21 protein-coding genes and 2 pseudogenes are annotated in these 21267 nt (G+C 68.4%); 9 read left to right on the forward strand and 14 right to left on the reverse strand.

The window, feature by feature from the left end; translation table 11 throughout:
• Positions 1 to 100: 100 nt before the first annotated feature.
• Positions 101 to 457, reverse strand: a complete 357-nt coding sequence (locus ACWD0Y_RS05420) for a hypothetical protein (protein WP_450259142.1) — start codon at positions 455 to 457, stop codon at positions 101 to 103.
• Positions 458 to 603: 146 nt separating this feature from the next.
• On the opposite strand from ACWD0Y_RS05420, the gene ACWD0Y_RS05425 reads away from it, so the two are divergent.
• The gene (locus ACWD0Y_RS05425) at positions 604 to 987 is read left to right on the forward strand and encodes a hypothetical protein (protein ID WP_450259143.1); all 384 of its coding nucleotides are present in this window, start codon (positions 604 to 606) and stop codon (positions 985 to 987) included.
• The gene (locus ACWD0Y_RS05430; RefSeq protein WP_450259144.1) at positions 980 to 2206 is read left to right on the forward strand and encodes a hypothetical protein; all 1227 of its coding nucleotides are present in this window, start codon (positions 980 to 982) and stop codon (positions 2204 to 2206) included. The genes ACWD0Y_RS05425 and ACWD0Y_RS05430 overlap by 8 nt, the downstream gene beginning before the upstream one ends.
• Before the next feature lie 58 nt (positions 2207 to 2264).
• Here the strand turns inward: ACWD0Y_RS05430 and ACWD0Y_RS05435 are convergent, their stop codons facing one another.
• From ACWD0Y_RS05435 to ACWD0Y_RS05455, 5 genes and pseudogenes are all read right to left on the reverse strand, one after another.
• Positions 2265 to 3218, reverse strand: a complete 954-nt coding sequence (locus ACWD0Y_RS05435) for a glycosyltransferase family 2 protein (protein ID WP_450259145.1) — start codon at positions 3216 to 3218, stop codon at positions 2265 to 2267.
• Positions 3219 to 3700: 482 nt separating this feature from the next.
• Positions 3701 to 4732, reverse strand: a complete 1032-nt coding sequence (locus ACWD0Y_RS05440; protein WP_450259146.1) for a hypothetical protein — start codon at positions 4730 to 4732, stop codon at positions 3701 to 3703.
• 595 nt (positions 4733 to 5327) lie between these two features.
• A complete protein-coding gene (locus tag ACWD0Y_RS05445) occupies positions 5328 to 5516 on the reverse strand; it encodes a hypothetical protein (protein ID WP_450259147.1) in 189 nt (62 codons plus the stop codon).
• Complete coding sequence (locus ACWD0Y_RS05450) at positions 5477 to 5743, reverse strand: hypothetical protein (RefSeq protein ID WP_450259148.1); 267 nt, start codon at positions 5741 to 5743, stop codon at positions 5477 to 5479. The genes ACWD0Y_RS05445 and ACWD0Y_RS05450 overlap by 40 nt, the downstream gene beginning before the upstream one ends.
• 261 nt (positions 5744 to 6004) lie before the next feature.
• Positions 6005 to 7832: pseudogene (locus ACWD0Y_RS05455) on the reverse strand (acyl-CoA dehydrogenase); the annotation flags it as partial.
• A 436-nt stretch (positions 7833 to 8268) separates the two neighbouring features.
• On the opposite strand from ACWD0Y_RS05455, the gene ACWD0Y_RS05460 reads away from it, so the two are divergent.
• Positions 8269 to 8427 (forward strand): peptidase inhibitor family I36 protein, encoded by a 159-nt coding sequence (locus tag ACWD0Y_RS05460; protein ID WP_450259149.1) that lies wholly within the window; start codon positions 8269 to 8271, stop codon positions 8425 to 8427.
• Between the two features lie 320 nt (positions 8428 to 8747).
• On the opposite strand, the gene ACWD0Y_RS05465 is transcribed toward ACWD0Y_RS05460, so the two are convergent.
• The 3 genes from ACWD0Y_RS05465 to ACWD0Y_RS05475 form a co-directional block, all read right to left on the reverse strand.
• Complete coding sequence (locus ACWD0Y_RS05465) at positions 8748 to 10172, reverse strand: hypothetical protein (protein WP_450259150.1); 1425 nt, start codon at positions 10170 to 10172, stop codon at positions 8748 to 8750.
• Positions 10173 to 10376: 204 nt separating this feature from the next.
• The gene (locus tag ACWD0Y_RS05470) at positions 10377 to 10652 is read right to left on the reverse strand and encodes a DUF397 domain-containing protein (protein ID WP_450259151.1); all 276 of its coding nucleotides are present in this window, start codon (positions 10650 to 10652) and stop codon (positions 10377 to 10379) included.
• The gene (locus tag ACWD0Y_RS05475) at positions 10612 to 11400 is read right to left on the reverse strand and encodes a helix-turn-helix domain-containing protein (RefSeq protein ID WP_450259167.1); all 789 of its coding nucleotides are present in this window, start codon (positions 11398 to 11400) and stop codon (positions 10612 to 10614) included. The genes ACWD0Y_RS05470 and ACWD0Y_RS05475 overlap by 41 nt, the downstream gene beginning before the upstream one ends.
• Before the next feature lie 255 nt (positions 11401 to 11655).
• Between ACWD0Y_RS05475 and ACWD0Y_RS05480 the strand changes: the two genes are divergently transcribed.
• From ACWD0Y_RS05480 to ACWD0Y_RS05490, 3 genes are all read left to right on the forward strand, one after another.
• Entirely contained in the window at positions 11656 to 12303 is a 648-nt protein-coding gene (locus ACWD0Y_RS05480; RefSeq protein WP_450259152.1) for a class I SAM-dependent methyltransferase, read from the forward strand.
• 22 nt (positions 12304 to 12325) lie between these two features.
• Positions 12326 to 13288, forward strand: a complete 963-nt coding sequence (locus ACWD0Y_RS05485) for an N-acetylmuramoyl-L-alanine amidase (RefSeq protein WP_450259153.1) — start codon at positions 12326 to 12328, stop codon at positions 13286 to 13288.
• A 120-nt stretch (positions 13289 to 13408) separates the two neighbouring features.
• Positions 13409 to 14296, forward strand: coding sequence for a DUF5336 domain-containing protein (locus tag ACWD0Y_RS05490; RefSeq protein ID WP_450259154.1), 888 nt, complete (start codon positions 13409 to 13411; stop codon positions 14294 to 14296).
• 110 nt (positions 14297 to 14406) lie between these two features.
• On the opposite strand, the gene ACWD0Y_RS05495 is transcribed toward ACWD0Y_RS05490, so the two are convergent.
• The gene (locus ACWD0Y_RS05495) at positions 14407 to 15192 is read right to left on the reverse strand and encodes a maleylpyruvate isomerase family mycothiol-dependent enzyme (RefSeq protein WP_450259155.1); all 786 of its coding nucleotides are present in this window, start codon (positions 15190 to 15192) and stop codon (positions 14407 to 14409) included.
• Positions 15193 to 15265: 73 nt separating this feature from the next.
• On the opposite strand from ACWD0Y_RS05495, the gene ACWD0Y_RS05500 reads away from it, so the two are divergent.
• Positions 15266 to 15559 (forward strand): hypothetical protein, encoded by a 294-nt coding sequence (locus ACWD0Y_RS05500; protein WP_450259156.1) that lies wholly within the window; start codon positions 15266 to 15268, stop codon positions 15557 to 15559.
• 19 nt (positions 15560 to 15578) lie between these two features.
• On the opposite strand, the gene ACWD0Y_RS05505 is transcribed toward ACWD0Y_RS05500, so the two are convergent.
• The 3 genes from ACWD0Y_RS05505 to ACWD0Y_RS05515 all read right to left on the reverse strand — a co-directional run bounded on the left by ACWD0Y_RS05505 (position 15579) and on the right by ACWD0Y_RS05515 (position 18838).
• Positions 15579 to 16646: a prenyltransferase gene (locus tag ACWD0Y_RS05505; protein ID WP_450259157.1), complete on the reverse strand. Its 1068-nt coding sequence runs from the start codon at positions 16644 to 16646 to the stop codon at positions 15579 to 15581.
• On the reverse strand, positions 16643 to 17395 hold the full coding sequence (locus ACWD0Y_RS05510; RefSeq protein ID WP_450259158.1) for a class I SAM-dependent methyltransferase: 753 nt from the start codon (positions 17393 to 17395) through the stop codon (positions 16643 to 16645). Before ACWD0Y_RS05510 ends, ACWD0Y_RS05505 begins: the two co-directional genes overlap by 4 nt.
• Positions 17396 to 17521: 126 nt before the next feature.
• Positions 17522 to 18838 (reverse strand): glycosyltransferase family 4 protein, encoded by a 1317-nt coding sequence (locus ACWD0Y_RS05515; protein WP_450259159.1) that lies wholly within the window; start codon positions 18836 to 18838, stop codon positions 17522 to 17524.
• A 228-nt stretch (positions 18839 to 19066) separates the two neighbouring features.
• On the opposite strand from ACWD0Y_RS05515, the gene ACWD0Y_RS05520 reads away from it, so the two are divergent.
• Complete coding sequence (locus ACWD0Y_RS05520) at positions 19067 to 19708, forward strand: TetR family transcriptional regulator (RefSeq protein WP_450259160.1); 642 nt, start codon at positions 19067 to 19069, stop codon at positions 19706 to 19708.
• Positions 19709 to 19872: 164 nt separating this feature from the next.
• Positions 19873 to 20481, forward strand: coding sequence for a response regulator transcription factor (locus ACWD0Y_RS05525; protein ID WP_450259168.1), 609 nt, complete (start codon positions 19873 to 19875; stop codon positions 20479 to 20481).
• A gap of 219 nt (positions 20482 to 20700) precedes the next feature.
• Here the strand turns inward: ACWD0Y_RS05525 and ACWD0Y_RS05530 are convergent.
• A pseudogene (locus tag ACWD0Y_RS05530) lies at positions 20701 to 21168 on the reverse strand (ATP-binding cassette domain-containing protein); the annotation flags it as partial.
• Positions 21169 to 21267: the final 99 nt, after the last annotated feature.

The raw sequence follows: 21267 nt of genomic DNA on the forward strand, positions 1-21267 counted from the left end.
CCGGATCGGAACGCGAGCACAAGAAGGCCCACTGTGGATTCTTCACGGAGGGCCTTCTCCGCAGGCAGCCCAACCGAAACCTGGAACCGGCCTCGTGGCCTCACTCCTTGGGGACGGTGCCGACACATTCGGAGAACGGGCCGTTCTGCACGCATTCGAACAGCGCGCTCCACTTGCCGCCTTCATTGGCACCCGCAGCCACCGTACCGGAACACGACGGATCAGAAAGACCCCGGGAAGATCCCTCCGGCCAGCCGGCCTCACTCGTGCGGCTCTCTATTTTATTGACACATGACGTGGGCGCCCCGAGACGCTTGACTTCTTCCATGAATTCCAGTAATTGAGGATTCTCGAGAGCGCCCTCCAGCTGGTCCACCGTTGCCTGCGCGTCGTTCCGCTCATCCTCCGGCACCTTCTGGTTCTGGACTGTCACCAGCGCCTTGCTGTTCTTCTCCACGACCTGCTTGATATTTTCTTGATCCTTCGGATTCTTCGGCTTCGTGTTCGGTTGCTGAGTTTCCCTCGGTGCGTCGATGGTCTTCTGTACGCCTTTCTCGACCTTCTTTTGTTCCTTCGGATCTGACCCGCCGATGCCGCAGCGCCTTGGACGGCGCCGAGGATGTCGATGGCGCGACGGCCCACGGCGGGCCCCTCCGGATGCAGTCCCGCGTGGCGTTCGTCAAACTGATCGCGAAGTACGGCCCCGTACCGGTGGTTTCGACAGGCTCGCAGCCAGTCGCGGCTCTGCCGCCGGCTGCGGCCGGGATGCGGGCTGCCAGGTTGCCCGTCTGCCCGTACGGCGGAACGTGGATCCCCCATCCGCGCGAGGCCGGGAGCCGGGCCCGTGACGAGCTCACCGATGAAGCGACCGCGGAGCTGGAGATGATCGAATTCCTCGTGTGCCTGCGTTCTCATATCGACAGCGAGGCCGGGTCGGTGTGCGGTGTCGGCGGTCAGTCGACGATCGGGATGATGCCGGATGCCTGATTCCGCACTCGTGCAACTCACCCGGCCGACGCGCCGCGATTGGTGTCATGGCCTGCTGCCGCCCGTCGTCGCATGGCTGACCACGAACCTCATCGCCTGGCTGGTCGCGAAAGCATCGATCGCCGACGATGGATCCAAAGTGGCTTATTGGTCCACGAACGGCCGCCGTCGCTGGGATTCTGAACACTACCTCTCCATAGCCGAGACCGGCTACGAGATGTTTCGGTGCCGGGAACGCTACGCTGACTTTCCCGACGTCATATGCGGAAATGTGGCCTGGTTCCCCGGATACCCCATGTCGGTCCGGGCGTTTTCCGCCACTGGATTTTCCCGCGAGATATCCGCTGTTGTCGTCACCGAACTGTCTCTGCTCGGTATGTTCGCGGTGCTGTGGTGGTTGCTCGGCGCCCGGCTCACCTGGGCCACGGGCCTCACCCTCGCCATTGGTGCGGTATTCCCGGGCGGTATCTACTTCCACGCAATGTTCCCGATCGCCATCGGAACGTTGGCGCTGCTCGTGTGTGTCGCCGGACTGAAGGGGGGCTCCTGGGGAATTGCTGGCGCTGGGGGTTTCGTGGCGGCCTCCTGTCATCTTGTCGGCGCTGTCGCTGCCGGCATGCTCCTGCTGAGCGCGCTCTTCGCCTGGCAAAAGGACGCGTGGCCGGTACGGTTCGCGAAGGCCGGGATGTCGGCGGTTCTCGCCGGCTGTGGCGTGCTCTGGGCCAAATGGCTCATGTGGCAGGGCACCGGCCGCTGGGACGCGTACGAGGAAATGCAGCAATACGGCTACGGGCAAGGCGATCTACGTCACCCCTTCGACGAGATGAGACAGGCCTACAATGTTGCGTTCAGTGACGGGTACAGGGCGGAAGGGCACCCGACGTGGCTGGTGGAGCACAGTCTCGCCGCGCACAGGCCCCAGCTCTGGCTGAATATCGCTTTCATACTGCTCATATTGATGACGGCCGCGGTTCGACTCGTCCGGAAACGTCGGCTTGAGGTCGAGGAGTGGGCCGCTTTGATCCTGACGGTGGCGATCTTCATGCTGCCGTTCTTCGCCGGCGCGAAACTTTCCTGGTATCGCAATCATGCGCAGATGTTCGTCGGTCTCATACTGGTCAGGCACATGCCCCGATGGATTCAGGTGTCACTGTTGGCTGTTTGCTTGATTCAGTACGCTTTTTTGGGGGCTATGTTCTTCGCCGGGGTGCTGGTGTAACCGGCCTTGCCAGCAATGGTTGCCCCGAACCGGCTCACCGCACAGGAAACGATCCCCACTACTGTTCCTCGTCCGTGTCACGAGCGACGAAATAGGCGGGCCGGGCTTGGACGCCGGTGTAGATACGGGCCACGTACTCGCCAAGCATCCCCAAGCAGAAGAGCTGAACAGCACCGAAGAACAGCGCGGTGATGATCAAAGAGGTCCAGCCGGGCAGGGTGTTTCCCGTGGCGTAGACGATAAGGGTCCAGATAAGGAATGCGAGGCAGACGAAGAAGCTGAAGGCGCCGAGCGCAGTGGCCAAGCGCAGCGGGGTCGCCGAGAAGCTGGTGATGCTGTCAAATGCCAGCAGGAGCATTCTACGCAAGGGGTATTTGGTGGTGCCAGCCACTCGCGCTTCGCGCCGGTAGGCGATCTGGCCGCTGGGGAAGCCGAGCCAGGGGATGAGCAGACGATAGGTCTGCTGCCGGTCGGGGAGAGTTTTGAGGGTTTCCACGACAGGGCGGGAGAGAAGGCGGAAATCCCCGGCCTGAGCGGGGACGAAGGAGCCTGCCAGGCGGCGCATGAGCCAGTAGTAGGCGGCGGCTGTTCGTCGTTTGAACCCGGTGTCGGCGGAGCGGTCGATACGGACGGCATAGACGACGTCCAGGCCGTCAGCCCGGGCCATGGCGAGCATTTCGGGAATGAGTTCCGGCGGGTCCTGGAGATCCGCGTCGATACTGATCACATAGGCGCCGCGGGCACGGTGCAATCCGGCAGTGAGAGCGGCTTGGTGGCCGCTGTTTCGCCGTAGGGTCACGATGCGCAGCTGGGGCCAGGCGGTGCGGAGATCTTCCAGCAGATGAGGAGTCCCGTCGGCCGAGCCGTCATCGACGGCGAGGACCTCGTACGGCTGGCCGCACCCGTCCAGTACCGGTCGGAGCCGCGCCGCCAGAACAGGCAGGGCCTCCTCTTCGTTGAAGATGGGAACCACGATCGACAGAGCGACCGATTCCCTGTGCGTGTCATACACAACATCATGATGCGGGAAGCGTCTGAAGTCGGCACTTCCAGAGACCGGAGCCCCTGTGCATGGGCACGTCGAGCATCGGATTCCGCGGCCCCCGGATGGCCGGTGCATCTTGGGTGAAGAGATCAGGGCCTCGGCGAAGTCGCCGTTTGTTCGTTTCGCCGCGACGGCCGAGTTTCCGCATACCGGTGAAGACGCAGCTCAGGCAGCCCGGCGGACCTCGTTACTCCAACTCGCCCGGGCAGTCCTACTTTCTGCGCCGGTCGGCCTTTCAGATTGGGAAGCTGCCGTGGTCCAGGACTGATGGTGAGGCTGACCTCGCCGAATGGCCGTTCGGGCTCTCTGTATCTGCGGGTCCGTTTCACAGCTTCTGCCAGGCGGCTTCGGGCCTGGAGCTTGCCAACGCCTGCCAATAGCGGATGTGCGGCACGCCAATGAGCCCTCATCGGGAAACCGACAAGGGCTCATGACGATCGAGGCCGGCCTCAGTCCTTGGGGATGTAGACCACACACGTAGAGGTCGAGAGTGGGTTGCGTTGCACACATACGAACAGTGAGCTCCACCGGCTGCTGGTGTCGCGGCCGCCCTCAGCCACCGCCGTGGTGCACGACGGATCAGCGAGCCCCGAGAGAGACCCCTCGGGCCAACCAGCCACACGCGTTCCGCCCTCTATTTTCTCGATACAGGCCGCGGATGGCTTGTATCGCTTGACTTCCTGTATGAATTCCAGGTATTTCGGATCCTCGAGCGCGCTGTTTAGCTGGTCCAGCGTTCTCGTCGCCTCGTTCCGCTCTTGCGACGACGCATTCGAGTCCTGGACTGTCACCAGCGCCTTGGTGGTCTTTTCCACGACCGTCGGGGGAGACGGTTGCTTTCCAGTCGGAGGGGGTTCCGTTGGCGTCGTCGGCTTCGTCGTCGTCGGCGGAGGCGTCGTCGGCTTCGTCGGCGTCGGTGTCGTCGGCGGCGGCGGCGTCGTCGCCGGCGGAGGAGGCGGAGGCGGCGGAGGCGGAGGAGGCGGAGGCGGAGGAGGCGGAGGCGGCGGAGGCGGAGGCGGCGGAGGCGGAGGCGGCGGAGGCGGAGGCGGCGGAGGCGGAGGCGGCGGAGGCGGCTGCTGACCGCCGCAGAGTGGCGGGAAGGCGGCGCACAACGCATCCTGAACACCACCTATCCAGCCCCCGATGTCCGGTAGAAAATTCGCGTATTTCTGCGGCAACGGTTCTCCACCGGGACTGAATGCCACAATTACATTGCCCGCTATCTTCTCGTACGCGGCCCGGTCCTGCTTCGATATCCTAGGAGCCTGGCTTATTTCCAGTGCTTGGTTGACCCCCGTCAGGGCTGTCGTGTACATGGCCCGGTCCTCGGGCTTCGTCTCCGGATCTTCGATCGCCTCCAGCGTCTTGGCCAGCGTATTACCCAGCTGCTCCTTCTCCTTCTCCGGGAGATTCGTTTCCTTTATCCCATCCACTGCTGCCTGGCCCAGCTCTTTGGGCTTCGCCGGTTCATCAGTCTCCACCGGCGGCTCTTCCGTCCGCGCCGGCGGCGGCTCTTCCGTCCGCGCCGGCGGCGGCTCTTCCGTCTGCGCCGGCGGCGGCTCTTCCGTCTGTGCCGGCGGAGGCGGAGGCGGCTCTTCCGTCTGTGCCGGCGGAGGCGGAGGCGGAGGCGGCTCTTCCGGTTCCGGCGGCGGGGGTGTGGGTTGAGCAGGTGCTGCCTTAGCTGGAGCGAGGGCATCAGGCGCCGCCACAGCAGTAGCCAGCCCTGTCGACAGTGCGAGCGCGGAGCTCAAGCAGGAGGCCCCAACAATGCAGGAGATTCGTCGCCGTGCGGTTTTGGGCATGATGACTCCAAGCGGGATGTGATGGGGGTGCTTTCCCTTGCGGACTCAGCCCTTGAGGCGGTCCAAGGCCACCGGAGATCCATTACTCAACGGCGCTTAAAGGTCACTCCTCCCACTGTTAGCCCCCTCGCCGCATCGTGCAACTCCGACACTATTGCCGGTGATGGCAGGCCCCGCAGTGGGCCCACAGTTGCTCGACGAGCTTGTTGTAGCGGGCGGTAGTGATCTCCGAGGAGCGTCCCGGACGGGCCGCGGAGATCCACAGCAGTCGGCCCTAGTCGTCTATGAGCGCGAGGAAGAGCAAGCCGTGGGCCTTGCGCTTGCCGCTGTAGTTGCGCCGGTTGTCTCTTCCGGTGCGGCGCCGGGTGCGGATCAGCGTGCCGGCGACCAGGACGACGTGGCCGCCCTGTCGGGTGGCTCTCTTCAGTGCGCGCTCCAGCCGCGGGGCCCGGGCGGCGAGCACGTGTGAATCACCTTCAGCACCCGACGGCGCGCCGTGACAGGGAAGATACGGTTGCGGCCCGCCATGTCGGCAAGCCGCTGGTCATGACGCAGGACAGCGAGGACGATCGTGGCGATCTGCCCGGGCGGCAGCTTCCGCCACCGCGAGCGGATCTTTTTCACATGGCCGGGCAGCAGGTCGCCGAGGAAGGCCAAGGTGGCCGTCGACAGCTGCAGACTGGACGGCACACAACCCTCTCAGCCCCCCGGCACCGGCTGGCTTTCTTTGACATGAACTACCAACTTCCTTTGAGAGTCGGGGTGTTAGGGCCTGCGCCGCAAGCCGTGGCCGTGAGCGGGGATGCACCCTCATAGCGTGGTGGTGGACTTCCCGTCGGCAAGTTTGCGCAGCCGGCGCCGCTCGGCCAACCGGTTCGACTTCGACCGCATCGCCTCCGAGCGAGCCGGCTCCAGTGATGAGGAATCCGGGTGCCTTGAGGTGTGCTGGTATGTGTCATCCAGCCCGTCGGAACCCTCGATCAGCGCCTCAAGCCCGGTGTCGAAGGCGACTTGGTCGGCCATGTGAACCCGTTCGTTACCGACGGTGTTACGGGCGACCTGCCAGCCCTCGTTCACCTCCCCGACCACCGCGTCGTCCGGCAGCAGCACGTCGTCGAAGTAGACCTCGTTGAAGAGCGAATCACCAGTGATCTCCTTCAGCGGCCGGATGTCGATGCCCTCGGCCGCCTTCATGTCGACGAGGAAGTAGGTGATCCCCTTGCGCTTCGGCGCGTCCGGGTCCGTACGGGCGAGCAGGATGCCGTAGTCCGCCCACTGCGCCGCGCTCGTCCATACCTTCTGCCCGTTGACGTGTCAGCCTTCGTCCGTCTTCTCCGCCCGCGTCCGCAGCGACGCGAGATCCGACCCTGCCCCCGGCTCCGAGAACAACTGACACCACAGCACCTCCCCGCGCAACGTCGGCCCCACGTACTGCTCCTGCTGCTCCGGTGTCCCGTATGCGATCAGCGAGGGCACAACCCAGGTCGCGATCCCGAGGTCGCTCACCTTTATCCCCGCCTCCCGCATCTCATGCTGTACGGCGAGTTGCTGTACGGGCCCCACCCCCAGTCCGTACGGCGGCGGCAGGTGCGGGGGCGGCGTACCCCGTGGCCGCGAGGGCGCGACAAGCGGCGCCCGGGTCGAGGCCGCGCGCGCCCGCGATCGCCTCGCGCGCCTGCTCCCTGTACGCGCCCGCTTCCGTAGGCAGCTCCAGCCGTAGCTCGCGCCGCGCCCCGGCCGCAGCGAGACGCGCGGCGCGCAGCCGGTGCGCGTCGCCCGGCCCGAGCAGTTGCCGCGCGACGAGTGCCCGGCGCAGGTAGAGGTGGGCGTCGTGCTCCCAGGTGAAGCCGATGCCGCCGAGAATCTGGATGCAGTCCTTGGCGCAGGAGTACGCGGCGTCGAGGGCGGTGGCTGCCGCGAGCGCGGCGACCAGCGCCCCGGCCTCAGTGTCCACGGCACGGGCCGCGTCCCAGGTGAGGGCCCTGGCTTGTTCGAGGCGTACGAGCATGTCCGCGCAGAGGTGCTTGACCGCCTGGAACTGCCCGATGGGCCGCCCGAACTGCTCGCGCACCTTGGCGTGTTCGACGGCGGTGTGCAGCGCCCAGCCGGCGGTCCCGCACGCCTCGGCGGCGTACAGCACGGCCGCGAGATCGCGGATGGTGTCACCCGCGTCATCGAGGGAGAGCAGGCGATCGGCGGGGACGACGACACCGTGCGCGGTGACCTCGGCAGTGGGGCGGGGCGGATCGGCGCTCTCGTGCGTACGGGCCACCAGTTCCCCTGCGTCCACCGCGAACCACGCGCCCCCGGCGGCCAGTACGAATACATCCGCCTGCGCACCGCCCAGGACGGGCAGCGCGGCCCCGTCGAGCCGGTAGCCACCGTCGACCGGCGTGGCGATGAGCGTCCCCGCACCGAGCGCGACGGCCCCGATGCGCTCGCCCGCCGCCAACGCGGCGACGAACCGCCCCTGACCGCCCCGCCGCAGCACCTCGGAGGCGAGCACGCTCGGCAGGTACGGCCCCGGGAGCGCGGCGCGCCCGGCCCCCTCCAGTACGACGGCGAGGTCGAGCAGCGTCCCTCCCCCGCCGCCGTACTCCTCGGGCAGATGAATCCCATGCAGGCCCTGCGCTGCGGCGCTGTCCCAGCACGCGGGCCGACGGCCTTCTTCTGTCCCGTCGAGCAGCTTCCGCACGGCCTCGGGCGGCACGGCCCGCGCGAGCCAGCGGCGTACGGAGTCCGCCAGGTCGCGATGCTCTTGCGTGATTCCGATACCCATGCGCGGCATAGCTAGAACACGTTTCAATCCGACGGAAGGTCAGGTGCGCGCTCGCCGCACCACTGTCCCGAGTGGCACACCCGCTGCCCGCGGCAGCCCTCACCGTGGTACCCGGCGCACGCGGCAAGCCTCGGAGGCCGCCCCGCCTCGGCCAGCCAGACACGCACCCCGAGGCCGTATTGCTGCCGGGGACCGAGTGAAACCGCACCTCAGGCTCGCTTCACTCCAACTCTGCTCCCGATGAACGCTATTGAATACCTATCACCGTCACCTATAGTTGGCATGGACACATCCGGCCATTGGGGAAGCGAAATCACAACTCCCCTTCCTGGTTCAGGATTTGATGCCAGTGAAAACACCACGACACAGGGGAATGCACGATGCGCATGAAGCGCGCCGTAGCACTCTTGGCTGCCGCGCCGGTATGACACTTGGAATGGCAACCCCGGCGAGCGCATATGCGTGCCAGACCGGCTATTTCTGCCTGTACTGCAACTCCAACCAGGCCGGCGCCCGGTGGACGACAGACACCGATCACCCTAATCCCGCAGGGGAAACCTTCGCACGTGGGCTGCGGGAGAGGGCGAGCCGGTGAAGAACAATGCCGCATCCGCCCAAAATGACTCGAGTTACTGCTACAGAGTTTACTGCAACTCATACTACGCCGGCCCGTACGACACCGTTAAGTCTTACTCGGCCAGGAACCTCGTGAACACGTACAACAACAACGCTTCCGTCAGAGGAGAAATTCGCTAGGAATCATCCTCTAGATTGGGGAAAGTATTCTGCAACCGTGATTGCGGTTACAGAATACCCCTCCCTTGCTGAGCATGAGCGGCCGACTCTGATGCACTACACGAATGCGTAAGCCCCCCGCAGAGTCGTCGCGGGGGGGCTTTGTTGTGACGTTCCCTTTCAGTCCTTGGGCACGTGAACCACGCACGTGGAGAACGGCTTCTGTTGCACGCATTCGAACAGCGCACTCCACTTGCCGCCTTCATTGGCACCCGCAGCCACCGTACCGGAACACGACGGATCAGAAAGGCCCCAGAGAGAACCTTCCGGCCAACCGACCTCACTCGTGCGGTTCTCTATTGCCTGGACACAAGTCGAGGGTGCCCCGAGACGCTTGACTTCTTCCATGAGTTCCAGGAACTGGGGGTTCTGGAGAGCGCCGTCCAGCTGGTCCACCGTTGCCTGCGCGTCGTTCCGCTGACCCTCCGCCGCATCCGGATCCAGGACTGTCGCCAGCGCCTTGCTGTTCTTCGCCACGACCTGCTGGATCTTCTGTTGATCCTGCGGATCCTTCGGCTTTGTCTTCGGGTCCCCGTTTGCCTTCATCGCCTTGGCGCTATTCTTCACGCCGGTCTCGACCTTCTTTTCCTCCTCCGGCTTCGGCTTCTCCTCCGGCTTCGGCTTCTCCTCCGGCTTCGGCTTCTCCCCTGGCTTCGGCTTCTCCTCCGGCTTCGGCTTCTCCTCCGGCTTCGGATTCGCAAGTGCCACCAGAGCATCACTGAGAGATTCCGCGGCCGCCCTGTATTCCTCCTTGGTCTGCTCGTTCGCGGGATCCCCCACAACGTACGCGGCAAATGCGATGTTCAGCGCGGTGTCCCTGTATTCCTTTCGTTCATTCGCCGGCCTACTCGTGTCCTGGGCCAACTTCAACCCTGCGGCCATCCCCGCCACGCTCTTCGCGTACGTGGCCTTGTCCGGCGCCGAGATGGCTGGGTCGTCGAGCTTGTTCAGCGTTACGCTGATCTGGTCCACGATAGATTTGTAATCCTGCTTTTCCTGAGGCGACGTTGCATCGCTATTGATCAGCTTCAGCGTGTCGGTCAGCACCTGGTTCAACTGCGCCTTTACCTGCTCCGGCGCCTTCTCTGCCTGTTCCTGCACTTTCTTCTGATCCTGCGGATTCATGAACTGTTTCTGTTGCTGCTGGTTCTGTTCCTGCTGGTTCTGTTCCTGCTGGTTCGGTTCCTGCTGGTCCGGGTCCTGCTGTTCCTGCTGGTTCGGCTCCTGCTGATCCGGGTCCTGCTGGTTCGGCTCCTGCTGGTTCGGCTCCTGCTGTTCCTGCTGGTTCGGCTCCTGCTGATCCGGGTCCTGCTGTTCCTGCTGATCCGGGTCCTGCTGGTTCGGCTCCTGCTGGTCCGGGTCCTGCTGTTCCTGCTGATCCGGTGGTGGGTCCGGGGGGTCGGGAGGCCCTGCCATCGCCGTAACGTGAGTGAGGGCATCAGGCGCTGCCACAGCAGTGCCCATGCCCACCGGCAACGCGAGCGCGGCAGTCAAGCAGGACGCGCCAACAATGCGGGAGATTCGCTGTCGGGCGGTTCTGGCCATGTTGGTTCCAGATGCACTTGTGATGTGTCGCCTTGCCCTTGCGGACGTGGTCCCGGCGGCCCAGGGTCACCGGAGATCCCTACCTCAACGGTGTACAGGCGTTATAAGAACCACCTTTCGCCCCCTCGCCACATCCCGCAACCCGGGCACCATGCCCTGACTCACCGGGCGGGACCGCACCGTCCGCCGGCCCCGCCCCGCGGTCTAGACCGCGCCGTCGACCGCCGCCGCCACGAAGGCCGCGAAGGCGGAGGACGCGACGGTGAAGGCGGGCCCTCCGGGGTTCTTGGAGTCGCGGACTGCGATGCGGCAGGGCTGGGCGGCGATCTCGACGCAGTCCCCGCCCGTGTCACCGCTGTACGACGACTTACGCCAAGCTGTGACGCCGAGGGGGGCGCACTCGACGCACTGGCCGCCGGTGTCACCGCTGTACGACGACTTACGCCACCGTGCGCCCGTCAGGTTCTGGTTCGTTCCCATAACGCTCCTCCATTACGCGGGCGATCAGCGCTGCCGAATCCTCCACAGAGAGCGCGGCGGCCTGCAAATGATCGTAACGGAGCGAACCCTCCCTGAGGGCTTGTGGATTGGCCGTCATATGACCCTGGACGAAGTCCTCGGTGTAGACGATGTCCGGGTCGTCCTCAAACCGTAGAAGATTGAACGAGCCCATCAGTCCCGCATGCTCACCAACCACGAAGGGCAGGATCTGCACCTTCACCCACTCCTGCTTCTGCACCTCCAGCAGACGAACCAGTTCGTTTCGCATGACCTGCCGCCCGCCGATCTCCTGGTGCAGTACCGCCTCGCTCAGCACCACCCAGATCAAGGGCGGCTGCTCCCGTTCCAGAATGCGTTGCCGTTCCATACGAGCTGCGACCTTCGCATCGAGATCGCCATCGGTACGCACTCCCAGCACGGCCCGCGCGTACTCCTGCGTCTGGAGCAGCCCATCAACCAGCTGGGCCTGGAACGACGAGATGTACGCCGCCTTCGCCTCCATCTCCGCGTACGCCTGGAACCACGTCGGCAGCTGACTCCGCAGCACCAGCCCCACCAGTCGCGAGAACACCCCGCCCGTCCCCAGCGCCGCGTCCACGCGCTCCGAGAAGTCGCGGGTCGGCACCTTCCTCGCCGTCTCGATCTGCCCGACCAGCGAGCCCGTGCAGAAGACGCAGCCTCCCAGCTCCCCCTGGTTCAGACCGGCCTCCTCCCGCAGGCGGCGCAGTTCCGATCCCTAGTAGTCCAGCGCCGAAGCGCCGGGGTCGAGATCGCGGATGTTGACCATGGGACGGTCCCCCCAAGCTGACGCCGTGCGGCGTGCGGTTCGGTACGTAGCCGAGCGTAATCACATCACCACACTCCGGTGATGTGAATCACGCAACTGGCTGTCCGCGGCCCGGAGGCAGGGCGGTGCAACGGCCCGGGAGCGACGTGAAGCGATAATGGGCGGCCCGTACGTACCGACCAGTAGGAGAACCCCATGGCCGCCGCCGCTCCCAAGCCGGAGACGCTCGCCGCCTTCGCCGCCGCCAAGGGCTTCATGCCGGTACGCGAGGGGCTCGCCCTGTACGCCGCCGCCACCGAGGCCGCCGCGCTCGGACTGCCGCTGCTGGAGGTCGGCACGTACTGCGGACGCTCCACGATCCTCCTCGCCGACGCCGCCCGCGAGGCCGGCACGGTCGCCGTGACCGTCGACCACCACCGGGGCAGCGAGGAGCAGCAGCCGGGCTGGGAGTACCACGATCCGACGGTCGTGGATCCGGAGGTCGGCCTGATGGACACCCTGCCCACCTTCCGCCGGACCCTCCACCAGGCGGGCCTCGAAGACCACGTGGTGGCGATCGTCGGGCGTTCGCCGCAGGTCGCGGCCGTATGGGGCGGCGAGGTCGGCCTCGTCTTCATCGACGGCGGACACACCGACGAGCACGCGAACGGCGACTACGAGGGCTGGGCCCCCCACATCGCGGCCGGCGGGCTGCTCGTCATCCACGACGTCTTCCCGGACCCGGCGGACGGCGGCCAGGCCCCGTACCGCGTGCATCAGCGCGCCCTCGCGTCCGGTGCCTTCACCGAGATCTCCGTGACCGACTCGCTGCGCGTCCTGCGTCGTACCTCCTCGGGGATCTGACCGGCCCGGATAGCATCGCCGCGTGTCGTACGACAGCCAGCCCCCCACTTCGCCTCCTTCCCCCACTCCTCCTCGCCGCTTCGGCCCCAGGACCCTCGCCGTCGCGGTCGCCGTGCTCGCGCCGGCCGCCCTGGCGGGCTGGTTCGCGTGGCAGGCGATGAGCGGCCCCGGCGACAGCGGGCCGACGGTGATGCCGCTGCCCGACAAGAGCCGGTCCGCGACGGCGACCGCCTCGAAGCCGGCGCCCACGCCTACGACCGCCCCGACCTCCACGCCGTCCGGACCGAAGGACGACAAGCCGGACCGGGCCGGGCCGCTCACCGGAAAGGTCGTGGTGATCGACCCCGGCCACAACCCCGGCAACTTCCGCCATACGAAAGAAATCAACAAGACCGTCGACGTCGGAACGCACCGCAAGGAGTGCGACACCACCGGCACGTCCACCAACGAGGGTTACACCGAGGCCGCGTTCACCCTCGACGTCTCGCGTCGCCTGCGCGCTCTCCTGGAAGAGCAGGGCGCGACGGTCACGCTGGTGCAGAACGACGACCGTCCGTACGGCCCCTGTGTCGACGAGCGCGCCCGTATCGGCAACGAGGCGAAGGCCGACGCCGTCGTCTCCGTCCACGCCGACGGCTCGGCGGTCGGCAACCGCGGCTTCCACGTGATCCTGCCCGCCTCGGTGAAGGCCGGCGCCGCGGACACCGCGAAGATCGTCGGCCCCTCGCGCGAACTCGGCACGCGCATCGCGGGGAAGTTCGTCCAGGCGACCGGCATGGCGCCCTCCAATTACGTGGGCGACGGCACGGCGTTGGACGTGCGCGAGGACCTCGGTGGTCTCAATCTGACGACTGTGCCGAAAGTGTTCGTCGAATGCGGCAATATGCGTGACCCGAAGGACGCGGCCCTGCTGTCGAGCGGCGGCTGGCGTCAGAAGGCGGCGCGGGGAATCTCCGACGGCATCGGCAGCTACCTCAAGGGGTAGGTCCGATACCCGGCGGCCGACCCTGCCGGGGGGACGATACATTCATCCGTACGATGGGGAGCTTCCCCCGAGCTTCGCACTGTGCCGCCCCGACGAGTCGACCCACTAAGGACCTTCAAAGTGAACATCCGCTCCCTCACTCGAGGCGACGGCGTGGTGATCGGAGCAGCGGTGGTGCTGTTCATCGCCTCGTTCCTCAGCCTTGTCTCCGTGCCCGAATGCAGTGGCGAGTTCTGCCCCAGCTCGTCCTCGTCGCCCAGTGCGTGGGACTCGCTGGGCCTGCTGATGAGCATGTTCCTCGCCGGTGTCATCGCCGCGGCGCTGATCATCCTCAGCCGCGCCATGCCGGGGCGCAAGGTCGCCGGTCTGGACCTCGGGCAGTTCGGGGTGGCCTTCGCCGTCTTCGCGCTGTGGACGGCCTTCTGGACGCTCATCGACATGCCCGGTGACGCGGGCGCCGGCATGATCCTCGGTCTGCTGGCCACCCTCGTGCTCGCCGCCGCCGCCGTCGCGGCCCCGCTCGTCCCGGCCCTCAAGGCCCCGCTCATGGGTGCCCCGAAGCCGCAGGTCGCGCAGCCGTACGGCGGCCAGCCCGGTCAGCCGGGCCCCGGCGGCTACGGCTACCCCGGCGCCCAGCAGCAGCCCTACGGCGGCCAGCCGGGCCAGCAGGGCCAGCCCGGCCCCGGTCAGCAGCAGTCGTACGGCGGCCAGCCGCAGCAGCAGGGCCAGTCGGCCCAGCAGGGCGGCCAGCCGCAGGCGCAGCAGACCCCGGCCCCGCAGGCGCAGCAGCAGGGCGGCGCGCCGGCCTCCGACTTCGCGCCGTTCTGGTTCGCGGTGCCGGTCGCCCGTCCGCTGTACGCCGAGGACGGTTCGCCGACGCCGATCGCCGAACTCGCGCCCGGCACCTGGTACCTGGCGGTGGAGCAGCGCGGTCCCGGTCTGGTCGCCCAGACGCAGGACGGCCGCCGCGGTGTCCTCCAGGACACCACCGGCATCCAGCGCGGCTGACGCCACACACACGCCCCGCCCCAGCGCAACGGCCCCCCGCCCCTTCCGGGCGGGGGGCCGTTGTCGACAGCGGCGGCGCGGCCTGCGCCGAGTGCTCCTCGCCCCGGCGCTCAGCCGAAGGAGGAGCGCTCCAGCCAGAAGTCCAGCAGCTGCGCCTCGCCCAGCACCTCCACCCGGTCGCTGTCGGCGGGCAGCCGGCGGTAGAAGACCTGGAGCACGTCGGTGAGCGGGCCGCGCAGGGCGACCGTGGCCTTCTCGTGGCCGCGGCGCCAGGTGAAGCCGTCCTCGCCGAACTCGATCAGCCACTCCGCGCCGGGCACGTCCGTCGCGTGGAGATGGAGGGAGCGGCCCCCGCCGCGCCGCAGTTCCTTCACCTGCTCGTCGGTGCCGGTGGACTGCATCCAGGCGACGATCTCCAGCCATTCGTCGATGGTGTCCGAGGCCACGTCGGGATCCACCTCGAAGACGATCCCGGCGGCGATCGCCGCGTCCGCGCGGTGGACCACCGTCTCGTGAGCCATGCGGCGCGCCCAGAAGGCCGTGCTGTTGTCCCCGTTCCAGGACCACACCTCGGCGTCCGGCCCGGCGGTGCGCAGCGCGTCGACGGCCTTCCGCGCGCCCTCTTCCAGCCATGCGTCCAGGGCCGCCGGTTCGGCGTCCCCGGGGCCCGCGAAGTCGGGCACCTGCTCCTCGGGGACGGCCTCGGAAGCCCTCGTCCGTACGATCGCCTCGACCCAGCGGTGCGCGCCGCCGACGTGGCGTGCGAGGTGGCCCAGAGTCCATTCGGGACAGGTCGGCACCTTCGCCGTCAGGTCGGCTTCCACCAGCACGGCTCTCAACAGGTCGGTCTGGCGGACGACTTCATCGCAATGACGTGCATATCCGAGGTCGGTCATACAGGCACTCTAGTGGGGCCCGTTTGTGCGGTCTCCCGGGTTTCGGCGGGCGTAAAGCGGCAACACGACGGGCATGTCCCCCCGCCAACGCAGTGGAAGCAGCCGGGCGGCGACGATCGTCGTCGTCATCGCCGACATCATGGCCTTCATTCTCGGCCTGTGGATCCTGATGTACCTGCTGGACGCCAACCGCGCGAACGACTTGGTGAACTTCGTCCAGGACGCCGCCCGGTGGCTGGCCGGCTGGTCGCACGACCTGTTCACCTTCGACGAGGCGTGGGCGCGCGTCGTCGCCGGTTACGGTCTCGCCGCGCTCGTGTACCTCTTCGCCGGACACGCGCTGGCCAACGTCCTGCGCCGCCACTGAGGCGGCGAGGTCCAGCGCGTCAGCAGCAGTCCGGGTCCAGGCCGAACGGCAGCCGTTCGCCGCTGAAGACCGCGGTGGTCGCCTCGTCTCCCCCCAGGGCGGCCACCGCGAGCAGCAGCGACCCCGCCGTCCACGTCGTCTGCTCCCGCGGCCACACGGCGTCGTCGTCGAAGACGTATCCCGTCCAGTACATGCCGCCCGGCGCCCGCAGGTGCTGGATCGACTGGAGGATCTCCAGCGCCCGGTCCGACTCGCCCATCACCCACAGCGCCAGGGCGAGTTCGCAGCTCTCGCCGCCGGTCACCCAGGGATTGGGGAGTATGCAGCGCACGCCCTGTCCCGGGACGACGAACCGGTCCCAGTCCGCCTCGATGCGGGCCTTGGCCTCCGGTCCGGTCACCGCGCTCGTGAGGATCGGGTAGTACCAGTCCATCGAGTAGCGGCTCTTGTCGAGGAACCGCTCCGGGTGGCGCTGGATGGCGTGCCGCAGCGCGCCGACCGCCAGCTCCCAGTCGGGCTGCGGCTCCTCCCGCTGCTCGGCGATGGCGAGCGCGCAGCGCAGCGCCTGGTGGATGGAGGAACTGCCGGTCAGCAGCGCGTCGCCCACGGGCGTGCCGTCGTCCTCGCGCTTCCAGCCGATCTGGCCGCCGGGCTGCTGGAGCCCGAGGACGAATTCGGTCGCCGCGTAGACGGTCGGCCACATGCGGTCGATGAACGCGTCGTCGCCGGTGGCCAGGTAGTGGTGCCAGACGCCGACGGCGATGTACGCGCAGAAGTTGCTCTCGCGGCCCCGGTCGGTGACCCGCTCCGCGTCCCCGTCGTCGTACGCCGCGTACCAGGAGCCGTCCGCGTTCTGGTGCCTCGCCAGCCACGCGTAGGCGCGGGCGGCGGCGTCGTGCTCGCCGGCCGCATCGAGCGCCATGGCGGCCTCGGTGTGGTCCCACGGGTCGAGGTGGTGGCCGCGGAACCACGGGATGGCGCCGTCCTCGCGCTGTACGGCGAGGATGCCCGCCACGGTCTCGGCGGCCTCGTCGGCGGTGAGCACACCGGGGAGGACCAGGTGTTCCGTACGTCCTGAAGTGGTCACTTGGCGGCCGCCACCGACGGGGCCGGCAGGTGCGGCTTGGTCGCGTACGCCACGAAGCTCTTGCCGACCACCGGGTTGAGGAGCTGCTCGGCGATCCGCGTCGCCGCGGGCTTCTTCATGATGTCCCAGACCAGCAGCTTGTGGTACGCCCGGACCGGCAGCGCTGCGTCCTTGCCGTCCCTGCCCACTCCGAACGCGCACTTCAGCCACCAGTAGGGCGAGTGCAGCGCGTGCGCGTGGTGCGTGCCGTACGGCTTCAGGCCCGCCTCGCGCATCTTGCCGAGCAGTTCGTCGGCCTTGTAGATGCGGATGTGGCCGCCCTCGACCTCGTGGTACGCGTCGCTCAGCGCCCAGCAGACCTTCTCGGGCCCGTAGCGCGGCACGGTGACGGCGATGCGGCCGCCCGGCTTCAGTACGCGGACCATCTCGGCCAGCACCCCCTTGTCGTCGGGGATGTGCTCCATGACCTCGGAGATGATCACGACGTCGAAGGAGGCGTCGGGGAAGGGCAGGTTGAGCGCGTCGCCCTCCATGGCGGTGGCGGTGGCGCCCGCCGGGGCCTCACCGGCCTCCTTCATGGCGGCGAACCACTTGGCGACCTCGCGGATCTCCTCGCCGTTCTGGTCGAGGGCCACCACCTGGGCGCCGCGCCGGTAGCACTCGAAGGCGTGCCGGCCCGCGCCGCAGCCCAGGTCGAGTACGCGATCGCCCGCGGCGAGCGGGAAGCGGGAGAAGTCCACGGTCAGCACGGGGTCTGCCCTTCCGGGTGGGGGTGGTTGCGGCGCCGGGTCACCGGGCACGCGTGGCGGGGGTGGCAGGGGGCGGGAGCGGGGGCGGGCGGAGTCCGCGGCGGCGGAGTCCGCTTCAGCGGGGTCTCACCGGACTCCCCCGCGCACCGCGCCGTGCGCGGCGATCTGTTCGCGGTAGAGCTCGGCGGTGCCCTGGGCGGCCCTGGCCCAGGTGAACTTGTCCAGCACCCGGTCGCGCCCGGCCGCGCCGAGGCGCCGGCGCAGCTCGGCGTCGTCCAGCAGCCGGCCGAGGGCGGCGGCCAGCGCGCCGGCGTCGCCCGGCGGCACGGCCAGGCAGGTCTCGCCGTCGGGGCCCGCGACCTCGGGGATCGCGCCGCCGGTGGTGGCGACGAGCGGGGTGGAGGTGGCCATGGCCTCGGCGGCGGGGAGCGAGAAGCCCTCGTAGAGGGAGGGGACGCAGGAGATCTGCGCGCTGCGGACCAGGTCGACCAGCTCGCGGTCGCTGATGCCCTTGACGAACTCGACGGCGCCCCGGAGCCCGTACCGCTCGATGGCCTGGGCGACCGGGCCGTCCTCGGCGCGCTTGCCGACGACGACGAGGTGGGCGTCGGGCTGCTCGGTGCGGAGCTTGGCGAGCGCCTCGACGAGGTGGACGAGGCCCTTGAGCGGTACGTCCGCGCTGGACGTCGTCACGATCCGCCCCGGGACCTCTGCGACGGACGGGTCGGGCGACCAGAGACCGGTGTCCGCGCCGATGTGCACGACGCGGACGCGGTCGGGGCGCACCCCGAGGTGCTCGACGATCTCCTGCTGCGAGGAGCCGGAGACGGTGAGCACGGAGGGCAGCCGGCGGGCGACGCGCTTCTGCATGCGCGTGAAGCCGTACCAGCGGCGCACGGAGGCGCGCTTGCGGCGGCTCGTCGCGGCGGCGAGGTCGAGCCGGCGGTCGACGGTGATGGGGTGGTGGACGGTGGTGACCAGGGGCGCGCCGAGGTCGCCGAGCAGGCCGTAGCCGAGCGTCTGGTTGTCGTGGACGACGTCGAAGTCGCCGCGGCGGGCCGTCAGGTGGCGCCTGGCGCGGAGCGAGAAGGTGAGGGGCTCGGGGAAGCCGCCGGTCCACATCGTCGCCACTTCGAGGGCGTCGATCCAGTCGCGGTACTCGCCGCGCCCGGGGGTGCGGAAGGGGTCGGGGCTGCGGTACAGGTCGAGGCTGGGCAGCTCGGTGAGCGGTACGCCCTCGTCGAGTACGGGGTAGGGCTGGGAGCCGAGGACTTCGACGCTGTGGCCGAGCCGGGCGAGCTCGCGCGAGAGGTGGCGTACGTAGACGCCCTGGCCTCCGCAGAAGGGGTTGCCCTTGTAGGTGAGGAGCGCGATGCGCAGCGGGCGCTCGCCCTTGCCGGGGTCCCCCGCGTGGGGGCTCGCCTCCATGGCCTCAGCGGTCACTCCCGGCCCCCTTCTCACTGCTCTTTCACCGGAGCGTAGCCGCTGGCGCTAACCTAGAACAAGTTTCAGTATCGCTCGCTCGACGAGCTCTGAATCTACCGGCAGGTAGCGCAACCGGAAGCGTCGGGTCAGGTGATTCACGCCACGGCGGGCGCCTGCCATGCTGTGCCACCCGGGGGCCCGCTCCCTCAGGCCCGGAGTACGCACAGAAGCCATGGAATGGGACGCATGACCGTGGAAGTCAAGTCGGCGCCGCCACCCCTGACGGCGCGTCAGGAGGCACGTCGCCGCCGCATCCTGCACGCCAGCGCGCAGCTGGCCGGCCGGGGCGGCTTCGACGCGGTGCAGATGCGCGAGGTCGCCGAGTCGTCGGGCGTCGCACTGGGCACGCTGTACCGCTACTTCCCCTCCAAGATCCATCTGCTGGTCGCCACCATGCAGGACCAGCTCGAACACCTGCACAGCACCCTGCGCAAGCGGCCCCCGGCCGGGGAGAGCGCGGCCGAGCGGGTCGCCGAGACGCTGATGCGGGCCTTCCGCGCGCTGCAACGGGAGCCTCAGCTGGCGGACGCGATGGTGCGGGCGCTGACCTTCGCGGACCGCAGCGTCAGCCCGGAGGTGGACACGGTCTCGCGGCAGACGACGGCGATCGTCCTGGAGGCGATGAACCTGCCGGGGCCGCCGACGCCGGAGCAGCTGGCGGCGGTCAGGGTCATCGAGCACACCTGGTACTCGACGCTCATCACGTGGCTCTCGGGGCGGGCCTCGATCGATCAGGCGGGGATCGACATCGAGACGGTGTGCAAGTTGATCGATCTGACCGGTCCAGTCGGCCGGGACGGTCCGGCCGACCAGCGTTACCGTCGGTAGCAGGCGCACGCGCGCCCGAAGTGCGCCCACTACACCCCTCTCGCGCTCCCTGTTGGCCTGAACCTGCCCCTCTGACATCGGCCGTCACGGGTACTAATGAGCGACGTGCCATGTCCATGCAGTGCTACACGGTGGGACCTCAGGGGGAACAAGCAGTGAGCCGCATCATCCGTGTTCTTCTCGTGCACGACATCGGTCTGATGCGGTCGGGGCTGGCCGCGCTGCTCGAAAAGGAACCCGACATCGGGATATCCACCAGTACGCCGGACGGAGCGTTACGCAACGCGCGGTCGTTACCGCCGCACGTGTGCGTGGCCGACGCGGAAGGGCCGGGATCGCCGGGCCTGATCGCCGCCGTGGAGGTGGCGGATGTCTGCGGCGCGTACCCGGGCTGCGCGGTGCTCGTCCTCGTCCCGGCCGGCAAACCGGGCCTGCTGCGGCGCGCGTACGAGGCCGAGGCCCAGGGGTACGTCAACAAGAACGCCCCGGCGGAGCGGCTCCTCGAAGGGATACGCCGGGTGGCGGCGGGCGAACGTTTCGTCGACGACTCCCTCGCCTGCGGGTTCCTGGAAGCCGCCCGCAGCCCGCTCACCACGCGCGAGCTGAGTGTGCTGTCACTCGCCGCCGAGGGGGCGGGCGTCACCGAGATCGCCCGCAGCCTGCACCTGACCAACGGGACCGTGCGCAACTACATCGCCGCGATCACCCGCAAGACCGGGGCCCGCAACCGCGTGGACGCCATTCGCATCTCGCAGGGCGCCGGCTGGCTCTGACCAGCTCCCGACCAGGTCCCGGTAGAGCGCGGAGCGCCGGATCAGCTCGTCGTGCGTACCGCAGACCGCGTGCGTACCGTCCATCACGAGCACGCGGTCCGCGCGCCGGGCCGAGCTGATCCGGTGGGCCACGACGATCAACGTGGTACCGGCGCGCTCGGCGAAGGCGCGTTCGGCGCGGGCCTCGGCGGCGGGGTCGAGATGACAGGTCGCCTCGTCGAGCAGGACGACGGGCACGGGCGCCAGGTGGGAGCGGGCGAGGGCGACGAGCTGCCGCTCGCCCGCCGACAGTTCGCCCGGTGTCACCGCGGCGTCCAGGCCGCCCAGCCGCACGAGCAGCGCGTACGCCCCGACCGCGCGGGCCGAGTCGAGCACGGCCGGGTCCGGCGGCGGCTCCCCCGGGCACAGGTAGGTGAGGTTGTCACGGAGGGTGCCGGAGAAGACGTACGCCTCCTGCGGCACCAGGACGCGCCGGTGCGCGGCGCCGCGCACCGGCTCTCCGCAGACCAGGATTTCGCCGCGGCCGGGCTCCAGCAGCCCCGCGACGAGGGCGGTCAGGGTGGACTTGCCGATGCCGCTGGGCCCGACGACGGTGAGACGGCCGCCGGCCGGGACGACGAGATCGAGCCCCCGGAACACCGGCTCGGCGTGCGGCCCGTACGCGAAGGTCACCCCGCGCAGCTCCACCGCGGCCTCCCCGCGCCCCGGGCGGCCGTACCACCGTCGTGGTGATCACCGAGGACCGCCGCGCCGAGCTTCTCCGGACACTGGGGATGCTGCGCGAGC

This window comes from Streptomyces altiplanensis (genome assembly GCF_053591575.1).

Coding starts and splice junctions, on each gene's coding strand:
- ACWD0Y_RS05465 (WP_450259150.1), bottom strand. CDS start 10,172: ATGGCCAGAACCGCCCGACAGCGAATCTCCCGCATTGTTGGCGCGTCC.
- ACWD0Y_RS05520 (WP_450259160.1), top strand. CDS start 19,067: ATGACCGTGGAAGTCAAGTCGGCGCCGCCACCCCTGACGGCGCGTCAG.
- ACWD0Y_RS05495 (WP_450259155.1), bottom strand. CDS start 15,192: ATGACCGACCTCGGATATGCACGTCATTGCGATGAAGTCGTCCGCCAG.
- ACWD0Y_RS05480 (WP_450259152.1), top strand. CDS start 11,656: ATGGCCGCCGCCGCTCCCAAGCCGGAGACGCTCGCCGCCTTCGCCGCC.
- ACWD0Y_RS05460 (WP_450259149.1), top strand. CDS start 8,269: ATGGCAACCCCGGCGAGCGCATATGCGTGCCAGACCGGCTATTTCTGC.
- ACWD0Y_RS05500 (WP_450259156.1), top strand. CDS start 15,266: ATGTCCCCCCGCCAACGCAGTGGAAGCAGCCGGGCGGCGACGATCGTC.
- ACWD0Y_RS05430 (WP_450259144.1), top strand. CDS start 980: ATGCCTGATTCCGCACTCGTGCAACTCACCCGGCCGACGCGCCGCGAT.
- ACWD0Y_RS05470 (WP_450259151.1), bottom strand. CDS start 10,652: ATGGGAACGAACCAGAACCTGACGGGCGCACGGTGGCGTAAGTCGTCG.